Annotated in this window: 22 protein-coding genes; 8 read left to right on the forward strand and 14 right to left on the reverse strand. The window is 59.2% G+C overall.

Annotated features, from left to right (window positions below; genetic code table 11):
- Window positions 1-15 precede the first annotated feature (15 nt).
- Window positions 16-1,263 (forward strand): glycosyltransferase family 4 protein, encoded by a 1,248-nt coding sequence (locus tag ACZ47E_RS11030; RefSeq protein ID WP_278067038.1) that lies wholly within the window; start codon window positions 16-18, stop codon window positions 1,261-1,263.
- Window positions 1,260-2,411 (forward strand): glycosyltransferase family protein, encoded by a 1,152-nt coding sequence (locus tag ACZ47E_RS11035; protein ID WP_107340334.1) that lies wholly within the window; start codon window positions 1,260-1,262, stop codon window positions 2,409-2,411. Before ACZ47E_RS11030 ends, ACZ47E_RS11035 begins: the two co-directional genes overlap by 4 nt.
- Here ACZ47E_RS11035 and ACZ47E_RS11040 read toward each other — a convergent pair.
- From ACZ47E_RS11040 to ACZ47E_RS11065, 6 genes are all read right to left on the reverse strand, one after another.
- Complete coding sequence (locus ACZ47E_RS11040; RefSeq protein WP_107340359.1) at window positions 2,377-3,117, reverse strand: copper homeostasis protein CutC; 741 nt, start codon at window positions 3,115-3,117, stop codon at window positions 2,377-2,379. The genes ACZ47E_RS11035 and ACZ47E_RS11040 overlap by 35 nt on opposite strands.
- A 25-nt stretch (window positions 3,118-3,142) precedes the next feature.
- A complete protein-coding gene (locus tag ACZ47E_RS11045) occupies window positions 3,143-4,348 on the reverse strand; it encodes an MFS transporter (protein WP_072495123.1) in 1,206 nt (401 codons plus the stop codon).
- A 62-nt stretch (window positions 4,349-4,410) separates the two neighbouring features.
- Window positions 4,411-5,844, reverse strand: a complete 1,434-nt coding sequence (locus tag ACZ47E_RS11050; protein WP_278067039.1) for a M81 family metallopeptidase — start codon at window positions 5,842-5,844, stop codon at window positions 4,411-4,413.
- A gap of 11 nt (window positions 5,845-5,855) precedes the next feature.
- Window positions 5,856-7,775: a beta-N-acetylhexosaminidase gene (locus ACZ47E_RS11055; protein ID WP_107340333.1), complete on the reverse strand. Its 1,920-nt coding sequence runs from the start codon at window positions 7,773-7,775 to the stop codon at window positions 5,856-5,858.
- A 44-nt stretch (window positions 7,776-7,819) separates the two neighbouring features.
- On the reverse strand, window positions 7,820-8,602 hold the full coding sequence (locus tag ACZ47E_RS11060) for an SDR family oxidoreductase (protein WP_107340332.1): 783 nt from the start codon (window positions 8,600-8,602) through the stop codon (window positions 7,820-7,822).
- Between the two features lie 80 nt (window positions 8,603-8,682).
- On the reverse strand, window positions 8,683-9,546 hold the full coding sequence (locus ACZ47E_RS11065) for a MurR/RpiR family transcriptional regulator (protein ID WP_006698207.1): 864 nt from the start codon (window positions 9,544-9,546) through the stop codon (window positions 8,683-8,685).
- 243 nt (window positions 9,547-9,789) lie between these two features.
- Between ACZ47E_RS11065 and ACZ47E_RS11070 the strand changes: the two genes are divergently transcribed.
- The gene (locus ACZ47E_RS11070) at window positions 9,790-10,275 is read left to right on the forward strand and encodes a hypothetical protein (RefSeq protein ID WP_107340331.1); all 486 of its coding nucleotides are present in this window, start codon (window positions 9,790-9,792) and stop codon (window positions 10,273-10,275) included.
- Between the two features lie 149 nt (window positions 10,276-10,424).
- Here ACZ47E_RS11070 and ACZ47E_RS11075 read toward each other — a convergent pair whose 3' ends face one another.
- From ACZ47E_RS11075 to ACZ47E_RS11095, 5 genes are all read right to left on the reverse strand, one after another.
- Window positions 10,425-11,537, reverse strand: coding sequence for an ABC transporter ATP-binding protein (locus tag ACZ47E_RS11075; RefSeq protein ID WP_107340330.1), 1,113 nt, complete (start codon window positions 11,535-11,537; stop codon window positions 10,425-10,427).
- Window positions 11,538-11,724: 187 nt separating this feature from the next.
- A complete protein-coding gene (locus ACZ47E_RS11080) occupies window positions 11,725-12,957 on the reverse strand; it encodes an ABC transporter substrate-binding protein (RefSeq protein ID WP_004443722.1) in 1,233 nt (410 codons plus the stop codon).
- 38 nt (window positions 12,958-12,995) lie between these two features.
- Window positions 12,996-13,853, reverse strand: a complete 858-nt coding sequence (locus tag ACZ47E_RS11085; protein ID WP_004443724.1) for a carbohydrate ABC transporter permease — start codon at window positions 13,851-13,853, stop codon at window positions 12,996-12,998.
- On the reverse strand, window positions 13,850-14,734 hold the full coding sequence (locus tag ACZ47E_RS11090; RefSeq protein WP_004443728.1) for a carbohydrate ABC transporter permease: 885 nt from the start codon (window positions 14,732-14,734) through the stop codon (window positions 13,850-13,852). Before ACZ47E_RS11090 ends, ACZ47E_RS11085 begins: the two co-directional genes overlap by 4 nt.
- A gap of 11 nt (window positions 14,735-14,745) precedes the next feature.
- Window positions 14,746-15,927, reverse strand: coding sequence for a Gfo/Idh/MocA family protein (locus ACZ47E_RS11095; RefSeq protein WP_004443731.1), 1,182 nt, complete (start codon window positions 15,925-15,927; stop codon window positions 14,746-14,748).
- A gap of 439 nt (window positions 15,928-16,366) precedes the next feature.
- Here ACZ47E_RS11095 and ACZ47E_RS11100 point away from each other — a divergent pair, with 439 nt between their 5' ends.
- The 4 genes from ACZ47E_RS11100 to ACZ47E_RS11115 are packed head-to-tail and all read left to right on the forward strand — an operon-like array spanning window position 16,367 to window position 20,263.
- Complete coding sequence (locus ACZ47E_RS11100) at window positions 16,367-17,119, forward strand: GntR family transcriptional regulator (RefSeq protein WP_004443733.1); 753 nt, start codon at window positions 16,367-16,369, stop codon at window positions 17,117-17,119.
- A 25-nt stretch (window positions 17,120-17,144) separates the two neighbouring features.
- Window positions 17,145-18,167, forward strand: a complete 1,023-nt coding sequence (locus tag ACZ47E_RS11105; protein ID WP_004443735.1) for an SIS domain-containing protein — start codon at window positions 17,145-17,147, stop codon at window positions 18,165-18,167.
- Window positions 18,164-19,336 carry an N-acetylglucosamine-6-phosphate deacetylase gene (gene nagA / locus ACZ47E_RS11110; RefSeq protein ID WP_113382057.1) on the forward strand — a complete coding sequence of 391 codons (1,173 nt, stop codon included), beginning with the start codon at window positions 18,164-18,166 and terminating at the stop codon, window positions 19,334-19,336. Before ACZ47E_RS11105 ends, nagA begins: the two co-directional genes overlap by 4 nt.
- A gap of 3 nt (window positions 19,337-19,339) precedes the next feature.
- Window positions 19,340-20,263, forward strand: coding sequence for an ROK family protein (locus tag ACZ47E_RS11115; RefSeq protein WP_278067041.1), 924 nt, complete (start codon window positions 19,340-19,342; stop codon window positions 20,261-20,263).
- A gap of 26 nt (window positions 20,264-20,289) precedes the next feature.
- Here ACZ47E_RS11115 and ACZ47E_RS11120 read toward each other — a convergent pair whose 3' ends face one another.
- Both ACZ47E_RS11120 and ACZ47E_RS11125 read right to left on the reverse strand, forming a co-directional pair.
- Entirely contained in the window at window positions 20,290-21,534 is a 1,245-nt protein-coding gene (locus ACZ47E_RS11120; protein WP_416359132.1) for an FAD-dependent oxidoreductase, read from the reverse strand.
- Between the two features lie 17 nt (window positions 21,535-21,551).
- Window positions 21,552-22,250 carry a phosphatase PAP2 family protein gene (locus ACZ47E_RS11125; RefSeq protein WP_113382054.1) on the reverse strand — a complete coding sequence of 233 codons (699 nt, stop codon included), beginning with the start codon at window positions 22,248-22,250 and terminating at the stop codon, window positions 21,552-21,554.
- A 187-nt stretch (window positions 22,251-22,437) separates the two neighbouring features.
- Between ACZ47E_RS11125 and dxr the strand changes: the two genes are divergently transcribed.
- Entirely contained in the window at window positions 22,438-23,631 is a 1,194-nt protein-coding gene (dxr, locus tag ACZ47E_RS11130) for a 1-deoxy-D-xylulose-5-phosphate reductoisomerase (protein WP_278067042.1), read from the forward strand.
- Window positions 23,632-23,664: 33 nt separating this feature from the next.
- On the opposite strand, the gene hemA is transcribed toward dxr, so the two are convergent.
- The gene (hemA, locus tag ACZ47E_RS11135; protein ID WP_278067043.1) at window positions 23,665-24,882 is read right to left on the reverse strand and encodes a 5-aminolevulinate synthase; all 1,218 of its coding nucleotides are present in this window, start codon (window positions 24,880-24,882) and stop codon (window positions 23,665-23,667) included.
- Window positions 24,883-25,152 lie beyond the last annotated feature (270 nt).

Consider the following 25,152-nt stretch of genomic DNA (forward strand, 5'->3'; position numbering starts at 1 on the left):
AGAGACGCGCGCAACGTGACTGATGCAAAAAAAATCGTGGTGCTCCTCAAGGGCTATCCGCGCCTGTCCGAGACTTTTATCGCCCAGGAATTGCTGGGGCTTGAAAAGGCCGGGCTGAAGCTCGAACTCATGTCCATGCGCCGGCCAACGGACAAGAAACGCCATCCCGTTCATGGTGAGATCAGCGCGCCCGTCACCTACCTGCCGGAGTATCTGCATGAGGAACCTCTGCGTGTGCTGAAAGCCCTGTGGGGATGTCGCAAAAAGCCGGGCTTCACCAAGGCGCTTCGCCAGTTTCTCAGCGACCTGCCCCATGATCTCAGCCGCAATCGCTTTCGCCGTTTCGGTCAGGCGGCCGTGCTGGCCCATGAATGGCCGGAGGATGCCGGGTGGCTGCATGTGCATTTCATTCATACGCCCGCCTCAGTCGCGGCCTATACCCATCTCATCACGGGCACGCCCTGGACGATTTCGGCCCACGCCAAGGACATCTGGACCTCCAGTGATCGTGACCTTGCCGCCAAGCTGCAAAGCGCCCGCTGGGCCGTGACCTGCACTGCCGGCGGCTTTCGGCATCTGCAGACCCTTTCCGGGGTGAGGCAGAACGTGCATCTGAGTTATCATGGCCTCGATCTCACGCGTTTCCCGCATTTCGACACGCCGCGGCCGGCGAGAGACGGTTCAGATGCCGAGGATCCGGTCAGGATTTTGAGTGTCGGCCGTGCGGTCAAGAAAAAGGGAATCGATATTCTGTTGCGCGCGCTCGCCTCGCTGCCACGCAATATCCACTGGCGCTTTACCCATATCGGCGGCGGGGACGAATTGGCTGCGTTGAAAAAACTCGCGGACGAACTTGGCGTCTCCGACAGGGTCGTCTGGACGGGAGCCATGGACCAGAAGCAGGTGCTGGAGAATTACCGGCAAGCGGACCTCTTTGCCCTTGCCTGTCGCATCACCAGCGATGGCGACCGCGACGGTCTTCCCAATGTGCTGGTCGAGGCTGCAAGCCAGGCGATGACCTGCATCTCCACCAACATATCGGGCATTCCGGAGTTCTTCGTCAGTGGTGAAAACGGCCTGCTCACAGAGCCGGAAAATCCAGCGGCCTTCGCAGATGCCCTGCGCTTGGCTATTACCGATCCGCAATTGCGCCTGCGTCTTGGCAACGCCGCCGAAAACCGCGTGCGCACCGCCTTCGATCATCGCACCAGCATTGCCGAACTGAAGACGCTCTTCGAGACCGAATGGGAAAAGACACCATGACCGAGATGGAAAAGCGGCCCTGTGTTTTCTTTTATGTCCAGCATCTTCTTGGCATCGGCCATATAGCCCGCGCCAGCCGCATCGCCAATGCCCTTCAGACGGATGGTTTCGACGTAGTTCTGGTGACGGGCGGAACGCCTGTCCCGGGTTTTCCGGGTGAAGGCATCCGTCATGTCGAATTGCCGCCGATTACCGTCAGCGATGGCAGTTTTACCGGCCTGGTCGACAGTGCCGGCAAACCGGTGGATGACGACTTCAAGAGGCTCAGGACCGATATGCTGATCGGTGCCTATCATGGCGCCAAACCCGATATCGTCATCATCGAGGCTTTTCCCTTCGGCCGCAGGCAGGTGCGGTTCGAACTGCTTCCGCTTCTCGATGAGATCGAGGATAGCGAACCGCGCCCGCTCGTCATGGCGTCACTGCGAGATATTTTGCAGGAAAAAACCAAGCCGGGCCGGGATGAAGAAACCGTCTCGCTGGTAAAGAAACATTTCGACGCCGTGCTCGTGCACGGCGACCCGGATTTCGCCCGGCTGGAAGATACCTTTCCCCTCGCCAGCGAGATACGTCAGCGTATTGTCTATACCGGCCTGGTGGCCCCGCTTCCACCGCCGGAACCGGTCGAGAAATTCGATATTGTGGTCTCCGCCGGCGGCGGCGCTGTCGGTGCGGCCCTTGTCCGGGCCGCCCTTGAGGCCGCGCCGCTGCTGGACGGTATCAAGAGCTGGTGTCTCGTCACCGGTCCCAATATGCCACAGGCGGATTTCGATGCGATATTGGCTGCGGCACCGGAAAATATCTCCGTTTTCCGCTTCCGCAAGGATTTCGCGAGCTTGCTCGCCGGCGCGTGCCTTTCGGTATCACAGGCCGGCTACAACACCGTCTGCGATATTCTTCAGGCAAAATGCCGTTCACTCCTCATCCCTTTCGCAGCCGGCGGTGAAACCGAACAGAGCGCCCGTGCGGAGCGGCTGGCCGGGCTTGGGCTTGCCCATGTGCTGGAAGAGAAAGATATTTCGCCAGCCTCCATGGCCGAAGCGATCAAGGCGGCACTCGTCCTGCCGCCACCCGGTACGGTCCACCTCAATCTCGATGGCGCCGCCGGGACGGCTAGGACGCTGCATCGGCTTTATGATGAGCGGTAAGGATCGCCTTTAGTTCACGCACCGCTGCCTCATCCGTGACTTTGCGCCCCGCCCCGGTGAAACCGAGCTTCGCCACGCGGCTTTCCGGATCATAGTGAGGAACGGCGGAACAGGATGCGTGGATTTCGGTGATTGGAAGCCGGTCAAGCAGCGTCTGCACGCTTTGCGGACGCACGCCGGCACCCGGCATGATCGCGATCCGCCCAGCAGCGACCTCCGACAAACGGGCCAGAGTGTCCACCCCTTCCAGCGCTGAACGTGCGCCGCCGGAAGTGAGAATTCTGGAAAAGCCGAGCGCAACGGCGGCCTCGAGGGCTTCATCCATGGCGGGAACGACATCGAAAGCCCGGTGAAGCGTTACATCCAGACCGGTGGCATGACGACGCAGCTCTTCGAGCAGCGGAAGATCGAGGGAGCCGTCCTCGCGCGATGCACCGAGCACCACGCCGGAAAGGCCCGCGGCGCGCGCCGCATCTATATCGCGTTTCATCACATCCGCTTCATCACGCGTGAAAACGAAATCGCCGGCGCGTGGCCTGATCATCACGCTGACGGGCAACCCATAAGCCGCAGCGCGGTGCATAAAGCCGACAGACGGGGTGACCCCGCCGCCGGACAGTGCCGCGCAAAGTTCGATACGGTCTGCCCCGCCTCTCACTGCGGCCTCCAGACCGGCCACATCGTCCACGCAAATCTCGAGAATCATCATAGCCTCTTTCGTTCGATGGCGGTTACCTGCGGCGACCGATCCCATCAAGGGCGTAGAGCATATAAACCCCGCCAATCCCGACGATCGCTCCGAGGATCGACGTTCCCGAATAATTGGAGACGAGCGTGCCAAGCGCAAAAATCAGGGCGCCCAGACCCGCTCCAAGAAAAATATTGACGGCGATCAGCGAACTGCCGAGGCCCGGCCGGTCCGCGATCAGTTCCTGCAGGTAGGTGATGGGTATGCTGATGATCGCGGCCGCCCCCAGTGCGCTGATGACGGTCTGGGCATAGATATGCCACGGCGCCGATGCGAGCCCCTGCAGGATCAGGTAAACAGCGTAAAGCAGTGCGCCCGCGGCAAGCGTCAGGGTCTGGGGCACCTTCTTTTCTATCCAGCCCCACAGCAAGATGAAAACGATTTCCAGCGCGGCGACGATACCGGCGACGATGCCGATATCGGCCACCGTACCCTTGGCTTGGCCGGTAATGATGAGGGAACGCACGGAATCGTTCAAATGCAGCATCGAGCAGATCAATGCGATGGCGACGATCCGAAGCAGCACCCGACGCGATCCGATTTCACCAAGCGAGGCGCGCAGGCCAAAACGCGCTTCGGTACTGGCCGAGGCGGGCGTGGCGGCGCGCGGCAGGCAGAAGGCTACCAGCAGAAAACAGACGAGCGCGCAGACGCCCGAGAACAAAAACGCGGTCAGCATGTTTCCGGAATTCACCAGAAATACCCCCACAAGCCCCGGCACCAGCACCCAGGAAAGCGAGATCGTCGCCCGCATGATGGAATTCACCGCGATCATCTCGCCCGTCGAAAGATTGCGGGCGTCGGCGCGCACATGCGCAAAGATCAGCGAATTCATAGCGCCGAAAATTGGCAAAAGCACGAGTTTGGATGCCACAAAGGCAGTGGCATTACCGGCGAGATACACCAGCAGGTAGCCGCTGACACCGAACAGCGCGATGTAGAGCATTGGCTTGCGATATTCACCCAGCCTGTCCGCGACGATGCCCATCAGCACGCTGGCGCTGACATTGATGACGGCGGCAAACAGCATCAGCAGCGAATAGACGGTGTTGCTGAGCCCGATTTCGCGAATGCCGATCACCGCCTGATAGGGCGCGGTCGCCGCATTCGAAAATCCGAAGAACAGGATGGCGAGCGCCCCGATGCGGATCGACGGATTGTTGATGACGATGGAAAGAGCCGACGGCATGGATGTTCGCCTGAGATGATCCGGCAAAGCCGGATCGCTGGATTGAAGCTACCGGACCGCTGTCATCGCCAGCGGACCGAAAGGGCAGGATTCGGGATATAATCGAAGTGCGGCTTCCAGGGATAAAAATCGCCCTCCCGACGGCGATTGGGAAGATTTTCAATATCCTGATTGATTACCCCCTCCGTCAACGCCATGAGGTTGGGATTGGCGATTGGCGCAAGCTCCGGCGACAGATAACCGGATTTCACGACCAGAAGCCGCACGTCCTTCGGATCGAAGCCAAGACGGGTAAAATCCGAAATCATGTGATAGGGCCGGCGACGGGCGGCCAGAATGACCGTGATTCCGCCGATGACGATCACAGCCTGTCGCTGATCCGCCGCACCGGGATCGTCCAGTGTCACAACCTCGGCTTCAACGGTGACGGACGGGCTCTTCGGATCAAGACTTCCGCCGATCTTCAGGGAAAGGATCGCGCCTTCGCCCGCCGCAAAACAGGCTTCGACCGCAGGCCTGTCGGTAATGCCGCCCAGCAATGCCCCCTGCCAGTCACGCGCAAGCAGCGCCGCCAGAACATCGGCGCGATCGCCCACCCCGCCGCCAGTGGGGTTATCGCCCGAGTCCGCCAGGATGATCGGCCGGGTGGTCGTCGTTTCCGCAATATCCAGAATTTTCGCGAGCGGCTCCGTCACAGGACCGAAATGAAAATCCTGCCGGGCGTCCCAGTAGGATTGCGCGATCTCGGCCGCAATTGCCTGTGCGGCCGCTTTATCCGTTCCCGTCACCACGGCGCAAGCGGTCGCTCTCGGTTCATCCGCCCAGACGTAGCCGATCATGAAATTCGCATCCCAGATGCCAGGGCGGGCGTCATGATCAGGAAGGAAAGCATAAAGGCTCTTGGCCGGCTCGTCTTCCGTGGAAGTCTTCTCGCCGGGCAGCAGAACGGGGATTTTCGCCCAGGCGATACCGGGTCTTGTCCCTGTCTCCAAGGCCCTGATCAACATCGTCCAGGCGCGCACCATCGTCTCCCGCACATCGATATGCGGCGCAGTTCGATAGCCGGCAAATATGTCGAGTTGATCGATGATCGTCTGGCTGACATTGCCGTGCAGGTCGTAGCTCGCGGAGATGACGACATCCGGCCCGACCACGGTGCGGGCGCTTGAAATCCAGTCGCCCTCTGCATCGTCCATGCCTTCAACATTCATCGCGCCATGCATGGCGAGATAAAGTCCGTCCAAGGGCAATGAGGCTTTCAGACGCTCGAGGAATTCCCGCTTGAAAGCGTCGTAGGCCGGGCGCGACACCGGACCGCCGGGCACCGCCCGGGCGTGCAGAAGCGGCAGCACCTCCGCTCCGCCTTCGCCGAGAAAGTTGAAATATTCGGCCTCCAGCAACTCCGCGCCGCGAAAGACGCGAAAATCCTCCTGCCCCATCAACACCGGCGAGTAGGTGCTGCACTCGGTATGGATTCCACCAACGGCAATACGCATGTCGCCTTCCCTCAATACACCGGACTAAAGGGAACGATGGCCGCAAAACGCAACCAGTCCTTCTGCGCCTTCGGTGTCCAGGCCGCCTCGGCAATGGCCGGTAGCCGCGGGAAGACCAGATGGTTGAAATAGGCGCGGTTGAGGAAATGTTCGGACCAGATGCAGGCCTGAACGCCCTTCATCCTCTCCTTCAACTCCTCTGGAAAATCACCGATCGCCTCATAAGAGTAGGTGTGGGAAGGCGGAACGGTGCCGGCCCAGCTGGCACCCGGCTCCTGCCAGGCTTCGTCCTGAACCATGTCGAGATAATAGGCCTGCCCCGGGGTCATCACCACATCGTAACCCTGCCTTGCGAGTTCAAGGCCGACCTCCGGCTTCTGCCACGCCATCAGCAATGTTCCCGCGGGGTCGACGCCGCCGCCGTGCGAAACCTCGTCCCAGCCGGCCAGCTGACGGCCGCGCTCGTGCAACATGGCCTGAATGCGTTTCATGAAGTGGGACTGGATACCGAAAGTACCATCCAGTCCCTCCTTTTCCATCAGCGCCTTGGCGAGTGGCGAGGCGAGCCAGGATCCGTCCGCAACCTCATCGCCGCCGATGTGGATGAGCCGAGACGGGAACAGCTCCACCATCTCGTCGAAAACCTTGCCGAGGAATTCGTAAGTGAGTTCGATGGCGGGATTGAGCGCGTTGTTAGGATATCCCTGCACGGAGCGGTAGCTGTCAGGGGCTTCCTGCCCGTCCGTCAGTTCCGGATAGGCGACGAGGGCAGCCGTACTATGGCCGGGAATATCGACTTCCGGCACGATTTCGACATTCAGCGCCGCCGCATGGGCAACGACCATGCGCACATCGTCCTGGGTATAATAACCGGAGACCGGTTCCGCGCCGTTGCCGAGCTGCGGCAGGAGCGGCGCATCCGGGCCGCGTGTGGCGCCGACCGTGGTCAATAACGGATAAGCCTTGATTTCAAGACGCCACGCCTCATCATCCGTCAGATGCCAGTGGAAGCGGTTCATGCGCAGCCATGCAAGAATATCGATGAGCCGCACGACATCCTGTGTCGGATAAAATTGCCGCGAGACATCCAGGTGGCAGCCGCGCCAGCTATAACGCGGCGCATCGCTGATTGTGCCGGACGCGGGAAAACGGAACCTTGGATCGAGACGCGCGCCATGCAGCAATTGCGCCAGAACCGTCAGGCCATACTGCAGCCCGGCAGCGGCCGAGTATTCCACGACAACAAAGTCAGAGGAAAAGGAAAGGCGATAACCTTCCGCCTCCAGTCCGCTATGCTGTTTGAAGTGCAGGGCCTTTCCCTCATGCACAGGGGCGAGGCTGAAGGGCACGTGCCCGACGGCAAATAGCCTGCGGAACAGCGAAAGCACGGTTTCCACCGCAAGGACTTCATCGGCCTTGGCATCTTCCGACGGGAAGAGCGCGACGGGAAAGCCGTCGCCGGGCTCGGCATCGATTTCGGCGGGCCAGGGCTGGATGGCAAAAGGCAGAACAAGCTTGCCTTCTGGAAGCAGCACCGGCGCCGGCTCGCTGTGACGCCCGTCCAACATCAGGTCCCCGACATCAACGGCGCGATGCGTGCCGTCGGCAAGGCTGATATAGGCGGATTTTGCACCATCCGTGCGATGCCGGGCGGGCCTCAGCAACCCATCGACGGTGAAACGCCAGGATTTGCCGGGTTCCAGCACGAAACCGGCAGGCGGCGCGAATTCATGGAAATTGGCGTTACGGCGCAGATAAACCGCATTGCCGCAAACCGGCTTGTCTACCGTCCGCGTCAGCGACGTGTAAACGATACGGAAATCCCTCAGCGGCTCTCGGGAAAGATTGATCAGCGTGAAGGTGAAGCCTCCGGATGCGGATTCCGCCAGTGGATGCCATGAATTTTCGAGACGATAGTTTGCGAGCGCCATGATGCTCCCCTTTATTGCGCATTTGGCCCTATGAGAGGGCTCGGTCAGTAGTGTTCGGATTGCGAAAAAGTGCGGGCCAGCGGCGCCTGCCCCGCCGTGAGACCGCAATCGACCGGCAGGCACACGCCGCTGATGGCCGCCGCCTGCGGTCCCGCCAGAAAGGCGACCGCGTTCGCCACGTCTTCGGGTTTCACGATGCGCTGCAGCGGATACCAGCGCTTCGCCTCCTCGAAGACCTGGGGATTGGCAGCGGCCCGCACCTCCCACGCCTGGGTGCGCACGGTGCCCGGCGCGACAGCGTTGGAACGGATACCGAATTTCCCGTATTCGACGGCGATGAGTTTCGTCAGGTGGATCAATCCGGCCTTCGCCGCGCTATAGGCTGGATGGCCAAAAACTGACATACCATTGACCGACGTAATATTGACAACGGAACCCTGTGTCCGCTTCAGCGCGTCTTCAAAAGCCCGAAAGCAGAGAAACGGTGCTTCGAGATTAAGGGCATTGTCCTGCCGCCATATTTCGGCGGTCGTGTCGTGCAGACTGACAGCCCTCGCGGCACCGGCATTGTTGACGAGTGTCGCCACATCGCCCAGCTCCGCGACGTCAGCCGCCAGCCTCGAAAGATCTGCAGGATCGGTGACATCGCAGGTTTTTGCAACGAACCCGGATCCGGAAAGCAGAGAAAGCGCACTGGAAAGGGCTTCAGCATCGATATCAACCAGCACCACCTTCGCATGGCTTTCAGAAAGCGCCGCGGCAATCGCCCGCCCGATATCACCTGCCGCGCCGGTCACGATGGCGAGCTGGTCTTTCCTGTCCTTCATCTCCTGCAACTCCCTTGAAGTTTCACGACCCCTGTTGCGGGGTCTCGGGCCGAGCAGCCCACGTTTTCATCATCCCACCTTCAGTCGCCGAGCAATTGCTTGTCATCCGAATCGCGATGCTCCACGAGCTGCTGCTTGATGTGACGCAACGTCACCATCGATCTTTGCCGATGGTGATAAGCAGCAAGCGTCGCCAGAACATCGACGGCGGCCAGATAGGCGTAGCGCGATGAAGTCGGGCGGAAGATATTGTTTCCCTCGGGCACGTTGACACCCACCACCATATCCGCGGCCGCGGCAAGCGGCGTGTCGCTCTGGGTAAGCGCGATGGTGGTAACCCCCATGTCGCGAGCCAGCCTGAAACACTTCACCAGCTCCATGTTGCGGCCGGAAAAGGAGGAGCCGATAATCACGTCCTCCTTTCGGGCCGCGGCGGTCATCATCAGCTGCATGCTGTGATCGGCGCTGGTGGAGACACGCAAACCCAGGCGAAAAAGCCGGTTCTGGATTTCCGAAGCGATCATTGAGGAATTGCCGCCCGCGCCGAAGGCATAGATCATGCCGCTATTGGCGATCTTGATCGCCGCTTCATCGGCAAGGGCAGGATCGAGCGTCCTGTGCAACAGGAAAAGTGCTTCCTGAGCCTTGGCAAGCACCTCTTCCGCGACGTCCGAGGGGCCGGTGCTGGACGGTTCGGAGGTGAGGTACCGGATACCGACATAGGCCGTCTTGGCGAGACTGACCTTGAAATCCGAAAAGCTCTGGCAGCCCAGCCGGCGGCAGAACCGCGTCACCGTCGGCGGAGACACTTCGGCGCGGGCGGCAAGTTCAATGATCGACGCATTGACGGCGAATTCGAAATCCGAAACCAGAATATCGGCAATCCGCCGCTCCGATTGCGAGAATTGTCCCCTGTCTTCCTGTATTCTTGCGAAAATATCCATGCTCACCGGTCTCCGTTCCGCCAAAACTTAAGGCTTGGCCCCGTTTCCGATGCACCCTAATCCAGGCCGCCCGTCAACCGAATAAAGCCGGGAGCCGCCGTTGTTCCGTCCTCCCGAAGACACGCCTGACATCCTCAATATGAAAACAGTTTTCTCTGTTGATTGGAAGATGAGCATATGCCAACAATAATCACCAGAGAAATTTCCAATTCCTGAAAATAATTTCAACAACGGACCAGAATCATGCGCGATCCCTTCCAAAACCCCTTCGCCGAAACCGACAGCGCCCGCCATTCCATCTGGGAGATGCTGGTAACGCGGGACATTGACGCTTTCCTTGCAGCCGACTGGTCCAGGGTAGCGGATGATTTCGTTGAAGACGGCTTCCTCGGCATCAATGCCAGTCGGGATGCAAATCCTGACAACTGGCGCCTGTCTTTCCCCTCCCTTGCCGCCTATCGCGACGAATGGCTGCGGCAGGCGAAGGATTTCCAAACCCAGCAATTTGCTGAAGACCCACGCCATGCGATCTTCACCACCACCACGCTTGAGGAAATCGAAGTGGAAGGCGAAACCGCGCTGGTTCGCAAGAAATTCGACGGCGGAATTCGCAGGGCCGATGGCGGTTTCGACGTCATGAAGTGGCAGACGCTTTATTACTGCCGGCTGCATGAAGGACGCTGGAAGATCTGCGGCTTTACCGGCTACATGCCCAACCCCATGCCGTGATCCAACGGAGATGCTGGAGTTCAGTGAACGCCGGGCTAAAAGCCCGGCGTTATTTTTTCGCCCGGTGACGGGCAAAAATCGCCGGACACCGATCGCATCAGGAAAAGCCGGGCGCGTTAGGACAGAGTGCATGGCCCGACTCCCAGCCGTTATTGTATCAGCTTGAGGACGGAAAGATCGACGCGCCGCTCGAGAGCAATGCCGCTTTCGTCGAACAGGTGACAATCCGATGCCTTGATGCCGGTGACGATGGGCTCGTCCACAACCACGGGTGCGGAACCGGAAAGCAGCGCGCAATAATTTTCACCTGTCGGCGCGACGCCATAGGCAATCGTGTTCACACCGAGCCGCTCGATGACACTGGGAGCCACCTTGATGTTGAGGTCCGTCGGCTCGAGGCCGGTATGTTCGGGTCGAATGCCAAGCGTTAGCTGCGCGCCTTCCAGAGCAGCGCGAGGTTCCACCGGCACGGTGATCGTCTGGCCCTCATAAGCCACCGTTACACCCTCGGGACCGACGGATTTGCAGGTGACCTTCAGGAAGTTCATTTTCGGATTACCGATGAACCCCGCGACGAACAGATTCGCCGGCTTGTGATAAAGTTCGAGCGGCGCGCCCACTTGGGCGATTTCGCCGGCATTCAGCACCACGATGCGGTCCGCCATGGTCATGGCCTCCACCTGATCGTGTGTGACATAGATCATCGTTGCCTTGAGCGTCTTGTGAAGATTGGTGAGCTCGATGCGCATATCGGCGCGAAGGGCGGCATCAAGATTGGAAAGCGGTTCGTCGAACAGGAATATCTTCGGTTCACGAACGATGGCGCGACCGATGGCAACGCGCTGGCGCTGTCCGCCGGACAACATGCCGGGGCGCTGCTGCAGGCGCTGGTCGAGCTGAAGAATCTTCGCAACGCTCTCCACCTTGTCCTTGATCTTGCCCTCTTCCATCTTTTCGACGCGCAAAGGAAAAGCGATGTTTTCGAAAACAGTCATATGCGGATAGAGCGCATAGGACTGGAAGACCATGGCGATACCACGCTTGACCGGCGGCAGTTCATTGACCTTCACGCCGTTGATGACGACGTCGCCGCCGGAAATATCCTCAAGGCCGGCGATCATGCGCAGCAAAGTGGATTTGCCGCATCCCGAGGGGCCGACAAAAACGACGAACTCGCCATCCCTGATGTCGAGCTGAACGCCCTTGATGACTTCGAAATGTCCATAGTTCTTGCGGACGTTGTTGAGATAAAGCTGACCCAAGACTTGCCTCTCCCGTCAGCGGCCGAAATCTGGCCGCATTCAGAGACGTTCCGGACAATGATGCGGAAACCGCGTCAGACCGGAACCGTTGAAAAACACGAGAAAGAGCAGCCACAGGGGGCGGCGACCAATCTCACGGCGAAACGGACCGGTTGCGGGCATTACGCCCGCAACCGTCGCAATCGGATTATTTATATTGCTCGAGAGCGCCAGAAGCCTTCTTTGCCGCATCTTCCGGCGTTGCCTTGCCGGTAACGACAGACTGAACCATCTCGATCATCACGTCCTGGAAACCCTTGTAGTCCGTGAAGAGCGGCTCCGGCCCACCATAGGCGATACCGTCGATCAGCGGCTTCCAGAAGGGATCCTTCGCAACGAATTCGTCTACCTTGGCAGACGGACGCAGCGGGGTGAGGCCCGCGCCGCCCTGCAGCTCATATTCGCCCTGGGGGCCGGGCGACGTGATGAACTTCGCAAATTCGGTCGCCTTTTCTTCAACTCCGGTTCCCTTGAAGATCGCCAGGCTGTCTGTGATGAGCAGCGTGCCGGGACCCTTGGCTTCCGGGCCGAGCGGCAGGGTCGCGATACCCCAGTTGATCTTGGTTTCCTGCAGGCGTGTTGCGGCGCCCGAGCCGGCCTGGATCATGCCGACCTTACCATCGAGGAAGATGGCGCGGATTTCATTTTGCTCATAGGCCGTTGGGCCTTCCACGGAATAGGGCGTGATGTCCTTGTAGGCCTTCAGCGCCGCGACAACCTGCGGGCTGTCGACCGTGACCTTGTCGCCGTCGATCACCTTGCCGTTGTTGGTATAAACCCAATGCATGAACTGGTGCATGGTATTGTCGAAGGTCTTGGCGGGGAGGCCATAACCGGCAATACCCGTCTTTTCCTTGATCTGCTTGGCGAAGGCTATTTCTTCAGCCCATGTCTTCGGCGGCACTTCGGGATCGAGACCAGCCTGCTTGAACAGGTCCTTGTTCCAGTAGAGCGCCTTGGTCGAGAATGCGACGGGAACGCCCCACTGCGTGTCCTCGAACGTCACCGTGTCGACGATGTTGGGGTAATAGCTCTTCTTTTCGTCTTCGGTCATCGGCACCGGAACGATCAGATCGTTCTGCGCGAACTGCTTCAGCGTGCGCGAACCGACATAAGCCATGGCGACGGGCGTGCCGGCGGCGGCAAGCGTTGTCGCCTTGTCCTGGCACTGCGCCCAGCCGACGACCTCGGGCACAACCTTCCAGCCCTCGTTCTTGCCTTCCCATTCCTTGATGTATTTTTCGTGGATCGGGTCCATCTTGTCGCCGCAATAGATCCAGCTGATCTCCTTGTCGGCCGCGTGCGCCGTCACCGTGGTAAGGGCAGTGGAACCGGCAAATGCGAAAGCGCAGAGCGCCAATCCATAATGTTTCAGTGCCATAGGTAGTCTCCCGTTTTGGTGGTCGTTCCGGTTGTTGTTTATTTCACCGCGCCGGCGGTCAGCCCGCTGACGAGATATCGTTGCATGAAGAAGATCACGACCATGGCCGGCGCAATGCCGACGAAGCTGGCCGCCATCAACTCATTCCAGATGACTTCCTGACGACCGAAATAGGCGAAGAGGCCGATGGGCAGCGGCATATATTCGGTCTTGGAATTGAAGGTGAGCGCGAAGATAAACTGCTGCGCATAAGCGCCGATGAAGGTTGTGATGGAGACCACGGCGATACCCGGCATCGCAAGCGGCAGGATCACCCGACGGAAGGTGTAGAAGTAGCTTGCGCCATCCACATAGGCCGCCTCTTCCAGTTCCCGCGGGATACGCAGCATATAGGTGCGCAAAAGCCAGATCGCGGTCGGGATCAGGAAAGCGGCTCCGGGAATGATCATCGCCAGATAGGTGTTCAGCACACCCATATTGCGCATCAGCCGGTAAAGCGGGATCAGGAGCACGGCGCCGGAGAACATGTTGATCGCCAGAAATGCACCGAGCAATTGCCCGCGGCCGCGAAACTGGAACCGGGCGAAGGCATATGACGCCGGAACCACCAGAAGCAGAACGATGATCGTGGAGATCGTCGAAATGAAGAACGAGTTGAAGACGTAGCGGGCAAAGCCCGGAACGCTGACCCACATAGTGCGGTAGGCCTCGAAGGAACCGTTTGTCGGCCAGAACTTGTAAGGCGAGGAAAACAGCAGGCTGAGCGGTTTCAGCGAAACCAGGAATCCTTCGACGAAGGGCGCCAGCACGAAGGTCAGGAACACGGCGATACCGCAATAAATCCCGACAATTTCATACCACCTGTAGCGGTTGATCATCGCATTCTTGTCGGTCATCGGCTGGCCTCCTGCGAGATGCGGCTGGTAATGCGGAAGTAGAAATAGGTGAAGATCGACAGGAAGATGCAGATCAGCACGGCGCGCGCAGCACCCTCACCATATTTGTAAGAGCCGATCGCCGTCTTGTACGTGTCGATGATCATGGTCGTGGTCTGGCCGGTCGGTCCGCCCTGCGTCAGGATCCAGATGATATCGAAGGAATTAAAGGTCGAAATCAGCGAGATCATCGACATGGTAATCATCGCGGGCAGCATCAGCGGCAGCGTGATGCGGCGGAAGCGGTAGAGGCGGCTTGCCCCGTCTGTCCAAGCGGCCTCGTAGAGATCCTGCGGAATGGCCTGGATAGCCGCCAGCAGATAGAGCGTCACCATCGGCACGCCGATCCAGACGTCAGTGACGATCGTTGCCCAAAATGCCGTTCTGCCATAGGCGAGGAATGCGACCGGACCATCCACCAGACCGAGGTTCTGCAGCACGCCGGAAATCATGCCGAACTGGCCGTTATACATCCAGCCCCACATGAAGATGCCGATAGCCATCGGCACGATCCACGGCGGCATTGTCAGGATGCGAAACAGCGCCCGGCCGGGAACGGCGGAGTTCAGCAGCACTGCACCAAAGGTGCCGATGATCATCTTTATCGAGACGGAAAAGAACGTCCAGATAAAGGTCCGCGTGATGACATCGGCAAAAGTCGCGTTGAAGATCTTCTCGTAATTGATGAAGCCGACCCAATTTGTCGTTTTTCTGAGCGACGCATCGGTAAAGGACAGGATGAAGGTATCGACAAGCGGATAAGCAACGATAACCGTGATGTATAAAAGCGCCGGCAGAAGAAGGAGCCAGGCAAAGACGACAGCGCTGCGTTTCGCTTCCATCGCGCCGCCCCTCAAGCCGTTTTCACGGCGGGGGATTTCGGCTGCCCATGCAGGGCCAGATCGTATGCCTCCCAAACCGGCTTCAGATCGACCACCTTGCGGCCATGACGCGCTTCATCCATCGCAAGCGCCAGAATACCGGCCTCGATTGCGTCGAGCGCGGAAACCGGAAGCGGCGCGCCCTCGACGACATGGGCGATGACATCCTCCGCCATCTGCTCGTCCGCACCATAATGCTGCGAGAGCGTGGTTGCCGCCGAATAGGTCTTGGCCAGGGTCTTTTCATTGGTGCGGGCATTATGCACGTTGAGAAAACCGCGCACGAAATCGCCCTCCGCCATGCCCTTGGCGCCGATGACGCAGAAACGGCGGAAATCATCGGGAACGTTGAGATTGGTATGGAAAGCAAGCGAAGCGCCGTTTTCATATTCGACGATCGCCGTCTGGTAATCGATGATGTCGCCGTCGCTGTCGAAAACCTTGTCGGATCCCATCCAGCCGCTCGGCTTGCGATGGTAAACCTCCATGTCGTTGATGCCATCATTCTGCGGCGCATTGGCCGGCGTGAAGCTTTTGCGCCCGCCAAAGCTCGATACGAAACGGGGTCGCGCGCCGACAACACCATTGTAGAGATCGAGATCGTGGCAGCATTTTTCGAGCATGAAGGAGCCGGAATAGTGCTCATAACGCCGCCAGTCGCGCATGAAGAATGCGCCGTGATAGGGCGGAATATGCTCGGAAGCCTCGATGGAAACGACATCGCCAAGCTTACCTTCAGCCTGTGCGGCGCGCAGATCGCGGTAAAGCGGCGAATATCGCAGAACGAGTCCCACCAGCAACCGCTCGTGACCATGCTTGTTGAGGAGCCGGGCAAGTTCGAGGCTTTCCTCGATGCTGACGACGATCGGCTTTTCGGAGAAGATGGTGCAACCCGCCTCAAGACCGATGCGGATATGGTCGAGATGCATGTGGTTCGGCGAACCGATCATCAGGAGATCGAATTTTTCATTGGCGATCAAGGCCTCGGGGCTGTCGTAAGCCTTGCCGGCCGAGATCCCCTTTTCCTTGAGACCCGGCAAGCCCGCCGGCGCCGGATCGACATAACCGACGATCTCGAAATCCTTGTCGATCTCATGAAAAACGTAGCCCAGATAACCGAGACGGAATCCGAGTCCGATAATTCCCACCTTCATGAACTTTGTTCCCTGCTCATTAGTAAATAATTTTCGCAGATTCAGCCAATTCTCCGCTGGCTATTCAGTTATCTGCGATAATTTCCGACCATGATGAAATTAGTTTTCAAAACGGTCAAGCAAAATTCGATTTACTCTGGCAAGTCGCGGATATGAAACCGATTCTTCCAGGCCGGCAGGACGCGCAACAGCTATTCACCGACAACCGATGCCAAAACAATACCAAAAAAATGCCAATCGTCTAGAGCAATTACAATGATCAGAAAATTTTTTTGGTTAATGCGGAAATTTCGATCATAAGGCCTTAAATTGAGGCATTAGAACAAAAAAGCTCCGATTAATAATACGAGTTCGCCAATGGTTCTATTTTGGTATTGCTGATCGCGACTTGTGTGGTATAGCCAGAAGCAGCCATATCGGATTGTAACAGAGGTTATGGATGAACGGGGCAGCGCTTAATCTGGAGGATCTGCAATCGGGTGGCGGCCCGCTTTACCTAAAGCTGCGCCAGACGATTGAAGACGCCATCAATGGTGGCCGCCTGAAACATGGCGATGCCTTGCCGCCAGAGCGCGACATTGCGGAAAGTGCCTGCGTCAGCCGCGTCACGGTGCGCAAGGCTGTGGATGACCTCGTGCGCGACGGCCTCCTCGTCCGGCGGCACGGTTCCGGTACCTTTGTCGTCAAGCCGATCACCCGCATGCAACAGCCTCTGACCAAGCTCACTTCGTTTACGGAGGACATGCGCCGGCGTGGCATGACGGCGAGCACCCGCTGGCTGGACAGAGGCCTCTTTCACCCCACCGGCGACGAAATGATGGCGCTTGGCCTTTCACAATCGGCCATGGTGGCGCGGCTCACCCGTCTGCGCCTTGCCAATGACCAGCCGATCGCGCTTGAAGTCACGAGCCTGCCAGGCGATATTCTGCCCGACCCGCAAATGGTCGAAAATTCGCTCTATCTTGAGCTTGAGAAAAGTGGCATTCGCCCGGTGCGCGCCATCCAGCGCATCTCTGCCCGTAACCTTACCGATGAAGAAACCCTGCTGCTTGGCGTTCCGCCGGGCTCGGCAGCGCTTTCCGTTCAGCGAATGGCCTATCTGGAAAGCGGGCGCCTCATGGAAATATCCCGTGCGCTGTACCGCAGCGACGCCTATGACCTCGTCGCCGAACTGACGATGGGCCCCGAGTGACCACCAGTGATCAAGGACAGAAACAATGACAACCCTGATGCGCCAGGAAATCGATGAGATTCCCGATGCAGTCGCCCGCCTGCTCGACAATGCCAATTCGGACTTCCAGGAAGCCGGCGCCAAGCTGAAGGCCCGTGATCCGGCCGTTATCGTCACCATCGCCCGTGGATCTTCCGATCACGCCGCCCATTTCCTGAAATATGCCATCGAGCTGCAGACCGGGCTTCCGGTCGCCTCGCTCGGCCCGTCGCTCGCCTCGATCTACCAGACGAAGCTGCGGCTGGAACGGGCGGCGGCCATTGCCGTTTCGCAATCGGGCAAGAGCCCGGATATCGTCGCCTTGGCGCAAAGTGCGCGCGATGGCGGCGCGCTCACTTTCTCGCTCGTCAACACCCTGCCATCTGCGCTTGGCGATGCCGCCGATCACGCGATCGATATACAGGCTGGCCCGGAAAAAGCCGTGGCTGCCACCAAATCCTTCGTCAACTCCATCGTTGCCGGTCTCGCGATCCTTGCCGAATGGACGGAAGACAACCTGCTTGCCAAGGCGATCAGCGCCCTGCCGCAGAATTTCGCCCGGGCCGTCGCCCTTGACTGGAGCCACATCGGCGAGGCGGTCAAGGGTGAGGAATCGCTTTATATGCTTGGCCGTGGTCCTGCTCTCGCCATCGCCGCGGAAGCCGCGCTGAAATGCAAGGAAACCTGCGAACTGCACGCGGAAGCCTATTCGTCGGCGGAAGTCATGCATGGCCCGGTTTCGCTGGTCGCTCCGAGATTTCCGGTGATCGCCTTTGCCGCCCGTGACCGCGCCGAGACCTCCGTGACGGAAATTGCCGCAAATCTCTCCCGCAAGGGCGCCAATGTTTTCGTTACATCCTCAAAAGGCAGCCCCGCCAAGTCCCTGCCCTTCGTGGAAACAAACCATCCGCTGACCGATGCATTGTTGTTGATCGCGCCGTTTTACGGCTTCATCGAACAATTGTCGCGCCTGCGCGGCTTCAACCCGGATGCGCCGGTGGCGTTGAAGAAGGTGACGGAAACTCAATGAGCGGCATCAAGGCATTTGTCGGCGCCCGCATTTTCGATGGCGCCGCATGGCACGACGACAGGGTGCTCGTGACCGTGGATGGCCGTGTCGGCGACATCAGTGGCCGCATGTCCGCACCGGCAGAAGCCGAGATCATCGACGCGTCAGGATTGCTGATCACGCCTGGCTTCATTGACCTTCAGGTCAACGGCGGCGGTGGGGTGATGTTCAATAACCAGCCGGATGCGAAAGGAATAGCCCGGATCTGCTCCGCCCATGCGAAATTCGGCACCACGGCGCTGATGGTCACGCTCATCACCGACCGGCCGGATATCACATTGCGAGCCGCCGAAGCGGGCATTGACGCCCAAAGAGAAAGGGTGCCCGGTTTTCTCGGCCTGCATTTTGAGGGCCCGCATCTTTCGGTTGCCCGCAAGGGCACACATGATCCGGCACTGATCCGCAAAATGGAAGCGCCTGATCTGGCGGTGCTGACCGGATGCAAGGCAAAACTCCCCTTCGTGATGACGACCGTTGCTCCAGAGAATGTAACCTTGGAACAGGTCAAGGCGCTGGCAGAAGCCGGCATCGTCGTCAGTCTCGGCCACACGGACACAGGACTCGACATGGCGACTGCCTATGCCGAAGCAGGTGCTTCGATGGTCACACATCTTTTCAATGCCATGAGCCCGCTCGGTCATCGCGAGCCGGGGCTCGTGGGGGCGGCACTTTCAAACGGCAAGCTCGATTGTGGATTGATCGCCGACGGTTTCCATGTCGATCCGGCCGCGATGGGCATTGCGCTGCGCGCAAAGAATGGCCCGGCCCACATCTTCCTCGTCACGGATGCCATGTCGACTATCGGCACCGACGATGATGGTTTTGAACTGAATGGCAGGCGTGTCTATCGCAACGGCGGCCGGCTGACGCTTGAAGACGGTACGCTGGCGGGGGCGGATATCGATATGCTCTCCTGCATTCGCTTCATGCACGAAAAGCTGGACACGCCGCTGGAAGAGGCCTTGAGAATGGCTTCAGCCTATCCTGCCGAGGCAATCGGCGCTTCTGGCAAAGGCAGACTTCTGCCTGGTTTCGATGCGGATTTTGTCATGCTTACACCTGACCTTCAGATGCATTCGACATGGATCGGCGGAGATAAGATCCACGATGCCGCACGCTCCGGAGGCTGAATCATGATCGTTTGTTTCGATATAGGCGGAACGACCATCAAGGGCGCGATTGCTTACGCTCCTGACGATATTCGCCCCGTGCCGCGCATCCCGACTCCAAAGACCAGCTTTGAAGACTTTGCCGCTGGCCTGAAATCCGTCATCGACAACAGTGGCGGCACACCCGCCTGCGTGTCGCTGTCGATTGCCGGCGTCATCGATGCCGACACCGGCAGGGCCACTGTCGCCAATATTCCAAGTATTCATGGCTGCGCGCTGAAGGACGAACTGGAACAGGCGCTGGGCCTTCCTGTCATCGTCTCCAACGACGCCGACTGTTTCGTGATGGCCGAATCGGAGATCGGTTCCGGGCGGGGCCATCGCGTGGTTTTTGGCGTCATCCTCGGAACCGGTGTCGGCGGAGGTCTGGTGATCGACGGCCGGCTCATCAACAGCGAGGGTGGCTTCGCCGGCGAATGGGGCCACGGACCCGTGGCTGCAACGCGGGCCGGCAACCCGCCGGTCGAGTTGCCTCGGTTCGAATGCGGCTGTGGCCTCACGGGTTGTGTCGATGCCATTGGCAGCGCCCGCGGCATGGAAAAGCTTCATATGCATCTCCACCGGCAGGACATGACCAGCGAGGAGATCATCGCAGCCTGGTTGGGCGGCAACCCGGACGCCGCAAGAACCATCGATATCCTTGTCGATATTCTCGCTTCGCCGCTGGCGATGGTGATAAACGTCACCGGCGCAACCATCGTGCCGGTCGGCGGCGGCCTGTCAAACTCCAGGGAACTGCTTGCCACACTGGATGAAGCGGTCAGAGCCCGAATTCTCCGTCGCTTCGCCCGGCCGCTGGTCGTGCCTGCCATCTGCAGGATTGAACCGGGACTGATCGGCTCGGCCGTTCTCGGGCTGAAACATGCACGGGTGATCGAAGAGGCCTGAACGGACGCCTACACGCCACCGAAGGATCAACGGGTCAACTTCTCCCGTCGGAAACCGAGGCCGATCAAACGGCCGGCGAGATGGGCGAGAAGCGGAACGCGGGCAATGATGCGCACAAAAGCGGGGGGCCCTTTCGCCTTGCGGCTATCGCCCTGATCCTTCTTCCGGCTGCTGCGCATCATCAATTGCAGCTTTTGTGTCGCCTTTGTCGGAAATGAGCGCCGCGCTTCGATGGCCATCAATTCCCGCTCGCCTGGCTTTTCGCCCCGCGCAAGAACGGGAATGAGAATATTTGCGGCGGCAACGGCATCCTGAATAGCAAGATTGACACCGACGCCGCCAATGGGCGACATGGCGTGAGCCGCGTCACCGATGCAGATGAGGCCAGGCTTCCACCACCGCTTCAGCCGGTCGATCCTGACCGTCAGCAGATGCACATCCTCAAAGGTCTGAAGTTCGAGAAGCCGTTCCTGCGGCAGCGGGCACACTTTCGCCACCGCATCGCGGAACGCTGCGATACCCTGAACCTTCATCTCGGCGAAGGTTCCGCGGCGGACCACAAAACCGCACTGCCAATAATCGCCGCGATCTATCAGGACGAAACCCTGCTGTGGGCCGGCATGCCCCATGGTTTCCGCCGGATCGCCCGGCTGCCTGGATAGTTTCATCCAGAGAACCTCCGTCGGCTGCCCGAAGCTTTCCACCACCAGACCTGCCTTGTCCCGCACGATTGAATTGCGGCCATCCGCCCCGATCACGAGCTCGGCATCGATCTCCAGCGGCCCGTCGGACGTATCCACCACGAGACCCGCAACAACGCCATCGCGCTCGCGCAGACCGGAGACACCTGCATTCATGAGCAGCGTGAAATTCTCATATTGCCCTGCCTTGCCGGCAAGAAAGCTTAGGAAATCCCATTGCGGCATGAAGGCGATGAAACGGTTTCTCGCAGGCAGCCGGGAAAAATCGGCGATGGTGACCATCTGACCCGCAATCTCGGCATGAAGTTTCTGCGCTCTCGTATGCGGCAGCGCCAGAAACTCCCGAATGAAGCCTAGCTGCTCGACAATATCGAGAGTGGAAGGATGAATGGTATCGCCCCGAAAATCGCGCAGGAAATCGCCATGCTTTTCAACGATGGTGACATCGATACCTGCTCTCGCAAGGAGGAGCCCGAGCATGAGCCCGGCAGGGCCAGCTCCGGCAATGGCAACCCTTGTGATGATCCGCTTCCGCTCTGGCATTTCGGCGTCAAGGCCCCCGGCAACCATACGATCCCCCACCACCATCAAGTCTTTTGCGCAGGTAAGGCCACGTTTTTCGGTTGCGGCCACCCCTGTGCGTCGAACCGGAACAACATGTCGGACCTGGCGAAGATAAAGGCGAAGGCCATGGCCGTCCACATGCCGAGCAGCAGCCCGGCCGCCACATCGCTCGGATAATGCGCGCCGACAATGACACGTGAGACGCCGATCACAAGGGCAAGCAGAAGAAACGCCCAGCGAAAGCGCGGCATAAGCATGGCAAAGACACCGAAAAACGCTCCGGCAGCCGTGGAATGGCCGGAAGGAAAGCTTTCATAAAGATTGTTGCCGGTGAAGGGTGTGAGGCTATACGCCCCCATTTCCAGAAGGAGCTCCGGCCGCGCCCGGCCGATCAGGAACTTTAGCGTATGAACGAGAATGCTTGCGGTCCCGATTGTCAGAAAGAAATAGGAGAGAAGCCGCCACGCTGTCCGCAACCGGCCATGATAGGTCTGCGCGCTGAGAACCCGCGCCGCGACATAGGCGAGAATGGCCAGCGCGCCGGTGGAATAAAGCATCCAGCGGAAAGTTCCGAAATCGGTAATCGCACGATTAAAGGACACCACTGCACCGGGCAACGCCTGCGCGCTTTCCGAGAGGCGCGGATCAAAAGGGACAAAGGCCGCAACCAGCACAAGGCTCGCCGCAAAAATCCATCCGCTGGAAACGAGAAAACGCCGCATCAATATCCTCTCATCGTTTTTCTTGCATATGGCTTTGCCATCCGCAAAAACAATAGGCCGGCTTTGTCCTTGTTATGGCTTGTTTTCGCGGGTAGAGGCTAAAGCATATCACCCGAAAACGTGCAGTACCTTCGGGAGAACGGCACGCCCGAAGAATTGCGACCAGCAACGGACCGACGGACTGAAAATGACGAATGCCAGTGAAATGCCCCGCAAGCTGACGATCTTGGGTTCGACGGGTTCGATCGGCTCCAATACGCTGGATGTGGTCCGTCAACTGGGCGGCAGGGGCCAATTCGAGATCGTGGCTTTGACCGGCGCCGGGAATATCGCTCTTCTGGCGGAGCAGGCGCGACAATTCGGCGCGGAGCTCGCCGTCACCGCCGAGGACGACAAATACGAAGACCTCAAGTCCGCTCTCGCAGGAACGGGCATAAAGACCGCGGCAGGCAAATCCGGTCTTGAAGAGGCGGCTTCGATGGATGCCGGCTGGGTGATGGCGGCCATTGCCGGAACCCCCGGTCTGGCCCCCACGGTGACTGCGGCCAGGCGTGGCGCAGATATCGCCCTCGCCAACAAGGAGTGCCTCGTTTCGGCGGGCGATGTTTTTATACGCACGGTCAAGCAGGGTGGCGGCAGGCTGATCCCGGTCGACAGCGAGCACAGCGCAATCTTCCAGTGCCTCACGGGCGATCACAGAGAGGCTGTGGAACGCATCATCCTGACGGCTTCCGGCGGCCCGTTCCGCACATGGTCGCGCGAAGAAATGGCCAATGTCACGGCGGACGTCGCCCGCGCCCATCCCAACTGGTCAATGGGGTTGAAGGTTTCCATCGGCAGCGCCTCCATGTTCAACAAGGGACTGGAGATGATCGAGGCGAAATATCTCTTCGATCTCAGGCCCGATCAGGTTGAGGTAATAGTCCATCCGCAGTCGATCGTGCATTCGATGGTTGGCTACAGCGACGGCTCTTATATCGCGCAGCTCGGATCTCCCGATATGCGCACCGCCATTTCTTACGCCCTTACCTATCCTGAGCGCGGACAGCTGAACGTCGAACGGCTGGATTTCGCAAAACTGGCGAGGCTCGATTTCGAGGCGCCGGATGAAGCACGGTTCCCGGCACTTCGGCTGGCGCGAACCGCGCTGGAGCGCGGCGGCTTACAGGGTGCCGCCCTGAACGCCGCCGATGAGACCGCCTTTCACGCCTTCGTCGACGGCGCCATCGGTTTCCTCGATATGGCGGACATCGTGGAAACGGTCATGGACCGGATGGATGACGGCCGCAGCGCTGGCACGATCGAAGATGTATTCGCGGCAGATGAGGAAGCTCGCCGCCATGCCGGCGAACTCATCTCCACCAAAGAAAAGGCCGCGTAAACGCGGCCCGATTTCCCTATCCGAAGAGTTTCCTTACGCCACCGCACGCGCCAGCGCACAATGCGACCAGAGTTGATGCAGCGCGCCGACCAGATGCTCGATGTCCGCGTCGCTATGCAGCGGGGTCGGGGTGATGCGCAGACGCTCGGTCTTACGCGGCACCGTCGGATAATTGATCGGCTGTACATAGACGCCGTGACTGTCGAGCAGGATATCAGATATCCATTTGCACTTGGCAGCATCGCCCACCATCACCGGCACGATGTGGCTTGGATTGTCCATATGCGGAATGCCGCGCGCATCGAGAAGTCCACGCAGCTTCCGCACGCGGTCCTGATGACGGGCCCGCTCGAAAGGGCTTGCCTTCAGATGCTGGATCGAAGCAATAGCTCCGGCGGCGAGCGACGGCGGCAATGCCGTGGTGAAGATGAAACCGGAAGCGAAGGAGCGGATGAAATCGCAGACCACGGTGGAGCCGGTAATGTAACCGCCCATGACGCCGAAGGCCTTGCCGAGCGTTCCCTCGATGATCGTCAGGCGATCCATCAGGCCTTCGCGCTCGGCAATGCCGCCGCCGCGCGGGCCGTACATGCCCACAGCGTGGACTTCATCGAGATAGGTCATGGCGCCATAACGATCGGCAAGATCGCAGATTTCCCTGATCGGCGCGATATCGCCGTCCATGGAATAAACGGATTCGAAAGCGATGAGCTTCGGCGCGTTCGGATCAGCGGCCTGGAGCTTGGCCTCGAGGTCCTCGAGATCATTGTGCTTCCAGATCACCCGCTCACAACGGCCATAACGGATGCCCTCGATCATTGAGGCATGGTTGAGCGCGTCCGAAAAGATGATCAGGCCAGGTATCTTCTGGCCGAGCGTGCCGAGGGTAGCCCAGTTGGACACATAGCCTGAGGTGAAGATCAGCGCCGATTCCTTGCCATGGAGGTCAGCAAGTTCGCGCTCGAGCAGGACGTGATAGTGGTTGGTGCCAGAAATATTCCGGGTGCCTCCCGCACCCGCGCCACAGTGATCAATGGCGGCTTTCATGGCTTCGACAACCTTCGGGTTCTGGCCCATGCCGAGATAGTCGTTGGAACACCAGACAGTAACGTCCTTGCGTTCACCATTGGCGTTATACCGGGTCGCGCGGGGGAAATTGCCCTGCTGGCGTTCGATATCCGCAAAAACGCGATAGCGTCCCTCAGAATGCAGGCTTTGCAGTTCCGTCGTGAAAAATGCCTCGAAGTCCATGCCATGCTCCAGAATTGACCAGCTCGTTCTCTGCCTCGTTGCCGGGACCGTCAACCCTTCCGGGCTATTTTAGCCGCCACTGCGTCAATTCGCCGTTGTTTTGAACCATTCCAATAAACCGTTTATAGCCGCTCATGAAAAGCGCAAAATTGATTCACATCAAAAAAGCGGATTTTTGGAACCTTTTTTGCGCCGCGCCGTTGTTTGGGGCACAATCGATTTACGCTCGGAGGAATGCCTTAAGTGGAGGCTTCCCTAAACGACATCGAA

This window comes from Agrobacterium sp. 5Ca39, from assembly GCF_055382365.1.

What these genes read in the sequence shown, in the direction of transcription:
- ACZ47E_RS11035 (WP_107340334.1), top strand. Translation starts at nt 1,260, where the DNA reads ATGACCGAGATGGAAAAGCGGCCCTGTGTTTTCTTTTATGTCCAGCAT.
- ACZ47E_RS11040 (WP_107340359.1), bottom strand. Translation starts at nt 3,117, where the DNA reads ATGATTCTCGAGATTTGCGTGGACGATGTGGCCGGTCTGGAGGCCGCA.
- ACZ47E_RS11045 (WP_072495123.1), bottom strand. Translation starts at nt 4,348, where the DNA reads ATGCCGTCGGCTCTTTCCATCGTCATCAACAATCCGTCGATCCGCATC.
- ACZ47E_RS11050 (WP_278067039.1), bottom strand. Translation starts at nt 5,844, where the DNA reads ATGCGTATTGCCGTTGGTGGAATCCATACCGAGTGCAGCACCTACTCG.
- ACZ47E_RS11055 (WP_107340333.1), bottom strand. Translation starts at nt 7,775, where the DNA reads ATGGCGCTCGCAAACTATCGTCTCGAAAATTCATGGCATCCACTGGCG.
- ACZ47E_RS11060 (WP_107340332.1), bottom strand. Translation starts at nt 8,602, where the DNA reads ATGAAGGACAGGAAAGACCAGCTCGCCATCGTGACCGGCGCGGCAGGT.
- ACZ47E_RS11065 (WP_006698207.1), bottom strand. Translation starts at nt 9,546, where the DNA reads ATGGATATTTTCGCAAGAATACAGGAAGACAGGGGACAATTCTCGCAA.
- ACZ47E_RS11070 (WP_107340331.1), top strand. Translation starts at nt 9,790, where the DNA reads ATGCGCGATCCCTTCCAAAACCCCTTCGCCGAAACCGACAGCGCCCGC.
- ACZ47E_RS11080 (WP_004443722.1), bottom strand. Translation starts at nt 12,957, where the DNA reads ATGGCACTGAAACATTATGGATTGGCGCTCTGCGCTTTCGCATTTGCC.
- ACZ47E_RS11085 (WP_004443724.1), bottom strand. Translation starts at nt 13,853, where the DNA reads ATGACCGACAAGAATGCGATGATCAACCGCTACAGGTGGTATGAAATT.
- ACZ47E_RS11090 (WP_004443728.1), bottom strand. Translation starts at nt 14,734, where the DNA reads ATGGAAGCGAAACGCAGCGCTGTCGTCTTTGCCTGGCTCCTTCTTCTG.
- ACZ47E_RS11095 (WP_004443731.1), bottom strand. Translation starts at nt 15,927, where the DNA reads ATGAAGGTGGGAATTATCGGACTCGGATTCCGTCTCGGTTATCTGGGC.
- ACZ47E_RS11100 (WP_004443733.1), top strand. Translation starts at nt 16,367, where the DNA reads ATGAACGGGGCAGCGCTTAATCTGGAGGATCTGCAATCGGGTGGCGGC.
- ACZ47E_RS11105 (WP_004443735.1), top strand. Translation starts at nt 17,145, where the DNA reads ATGACAACCCTGATGCGCCAGGAAATCGATGAGATTCCCGATGCAGTC.
- nagA (WP_113382057.1), top strand. Translation starts at nt 18,164, where the DNA reads ATGAGCGGCATCAAGGCATTTGTCGGCGCCCGCATTTTCGATGGCGCC.
- ACZ47E_RS11115 (WP_278067041.1), top strand. Translation starts at nt 19,340, where the DNA reads ATGATCGTTTGTTTCGATATAGGCGGAACGACCATCAAGGGCGCGATT.
- ACZ47E_RS11120 (WP_416359132.1), bottom strand. Translation starts at nt 21,534, where the DNA reads ATGGTTGCCGGGGGCCTTGACGCCGAAATGCCAGAGCGGAAGCGGATC.
- ACZ47E_RS11125 (WP_113382054.1), bottom strand. Translation starts at nt 22,250, where the DNA reads ATGCGGCGTTTTCTCGTTTCCAGCGGATGGATTTTTGCGGCGAGCCTT.
- dxr (WP_278067042.1), top strand. Translation starts at nt 22,438, where the DNA reads ATGACGAATGCCAGTGAAATGCCCCGCAAGCTGACGATCTTGGGTTCG.
- hemA (WP_278067043.1), bottom strand. Translation starts at nt 24,882, where the DNA reads ATGGACTTCGAGGCATTTTTCACGACGGAACTGCAAAGCCTGCATTCT.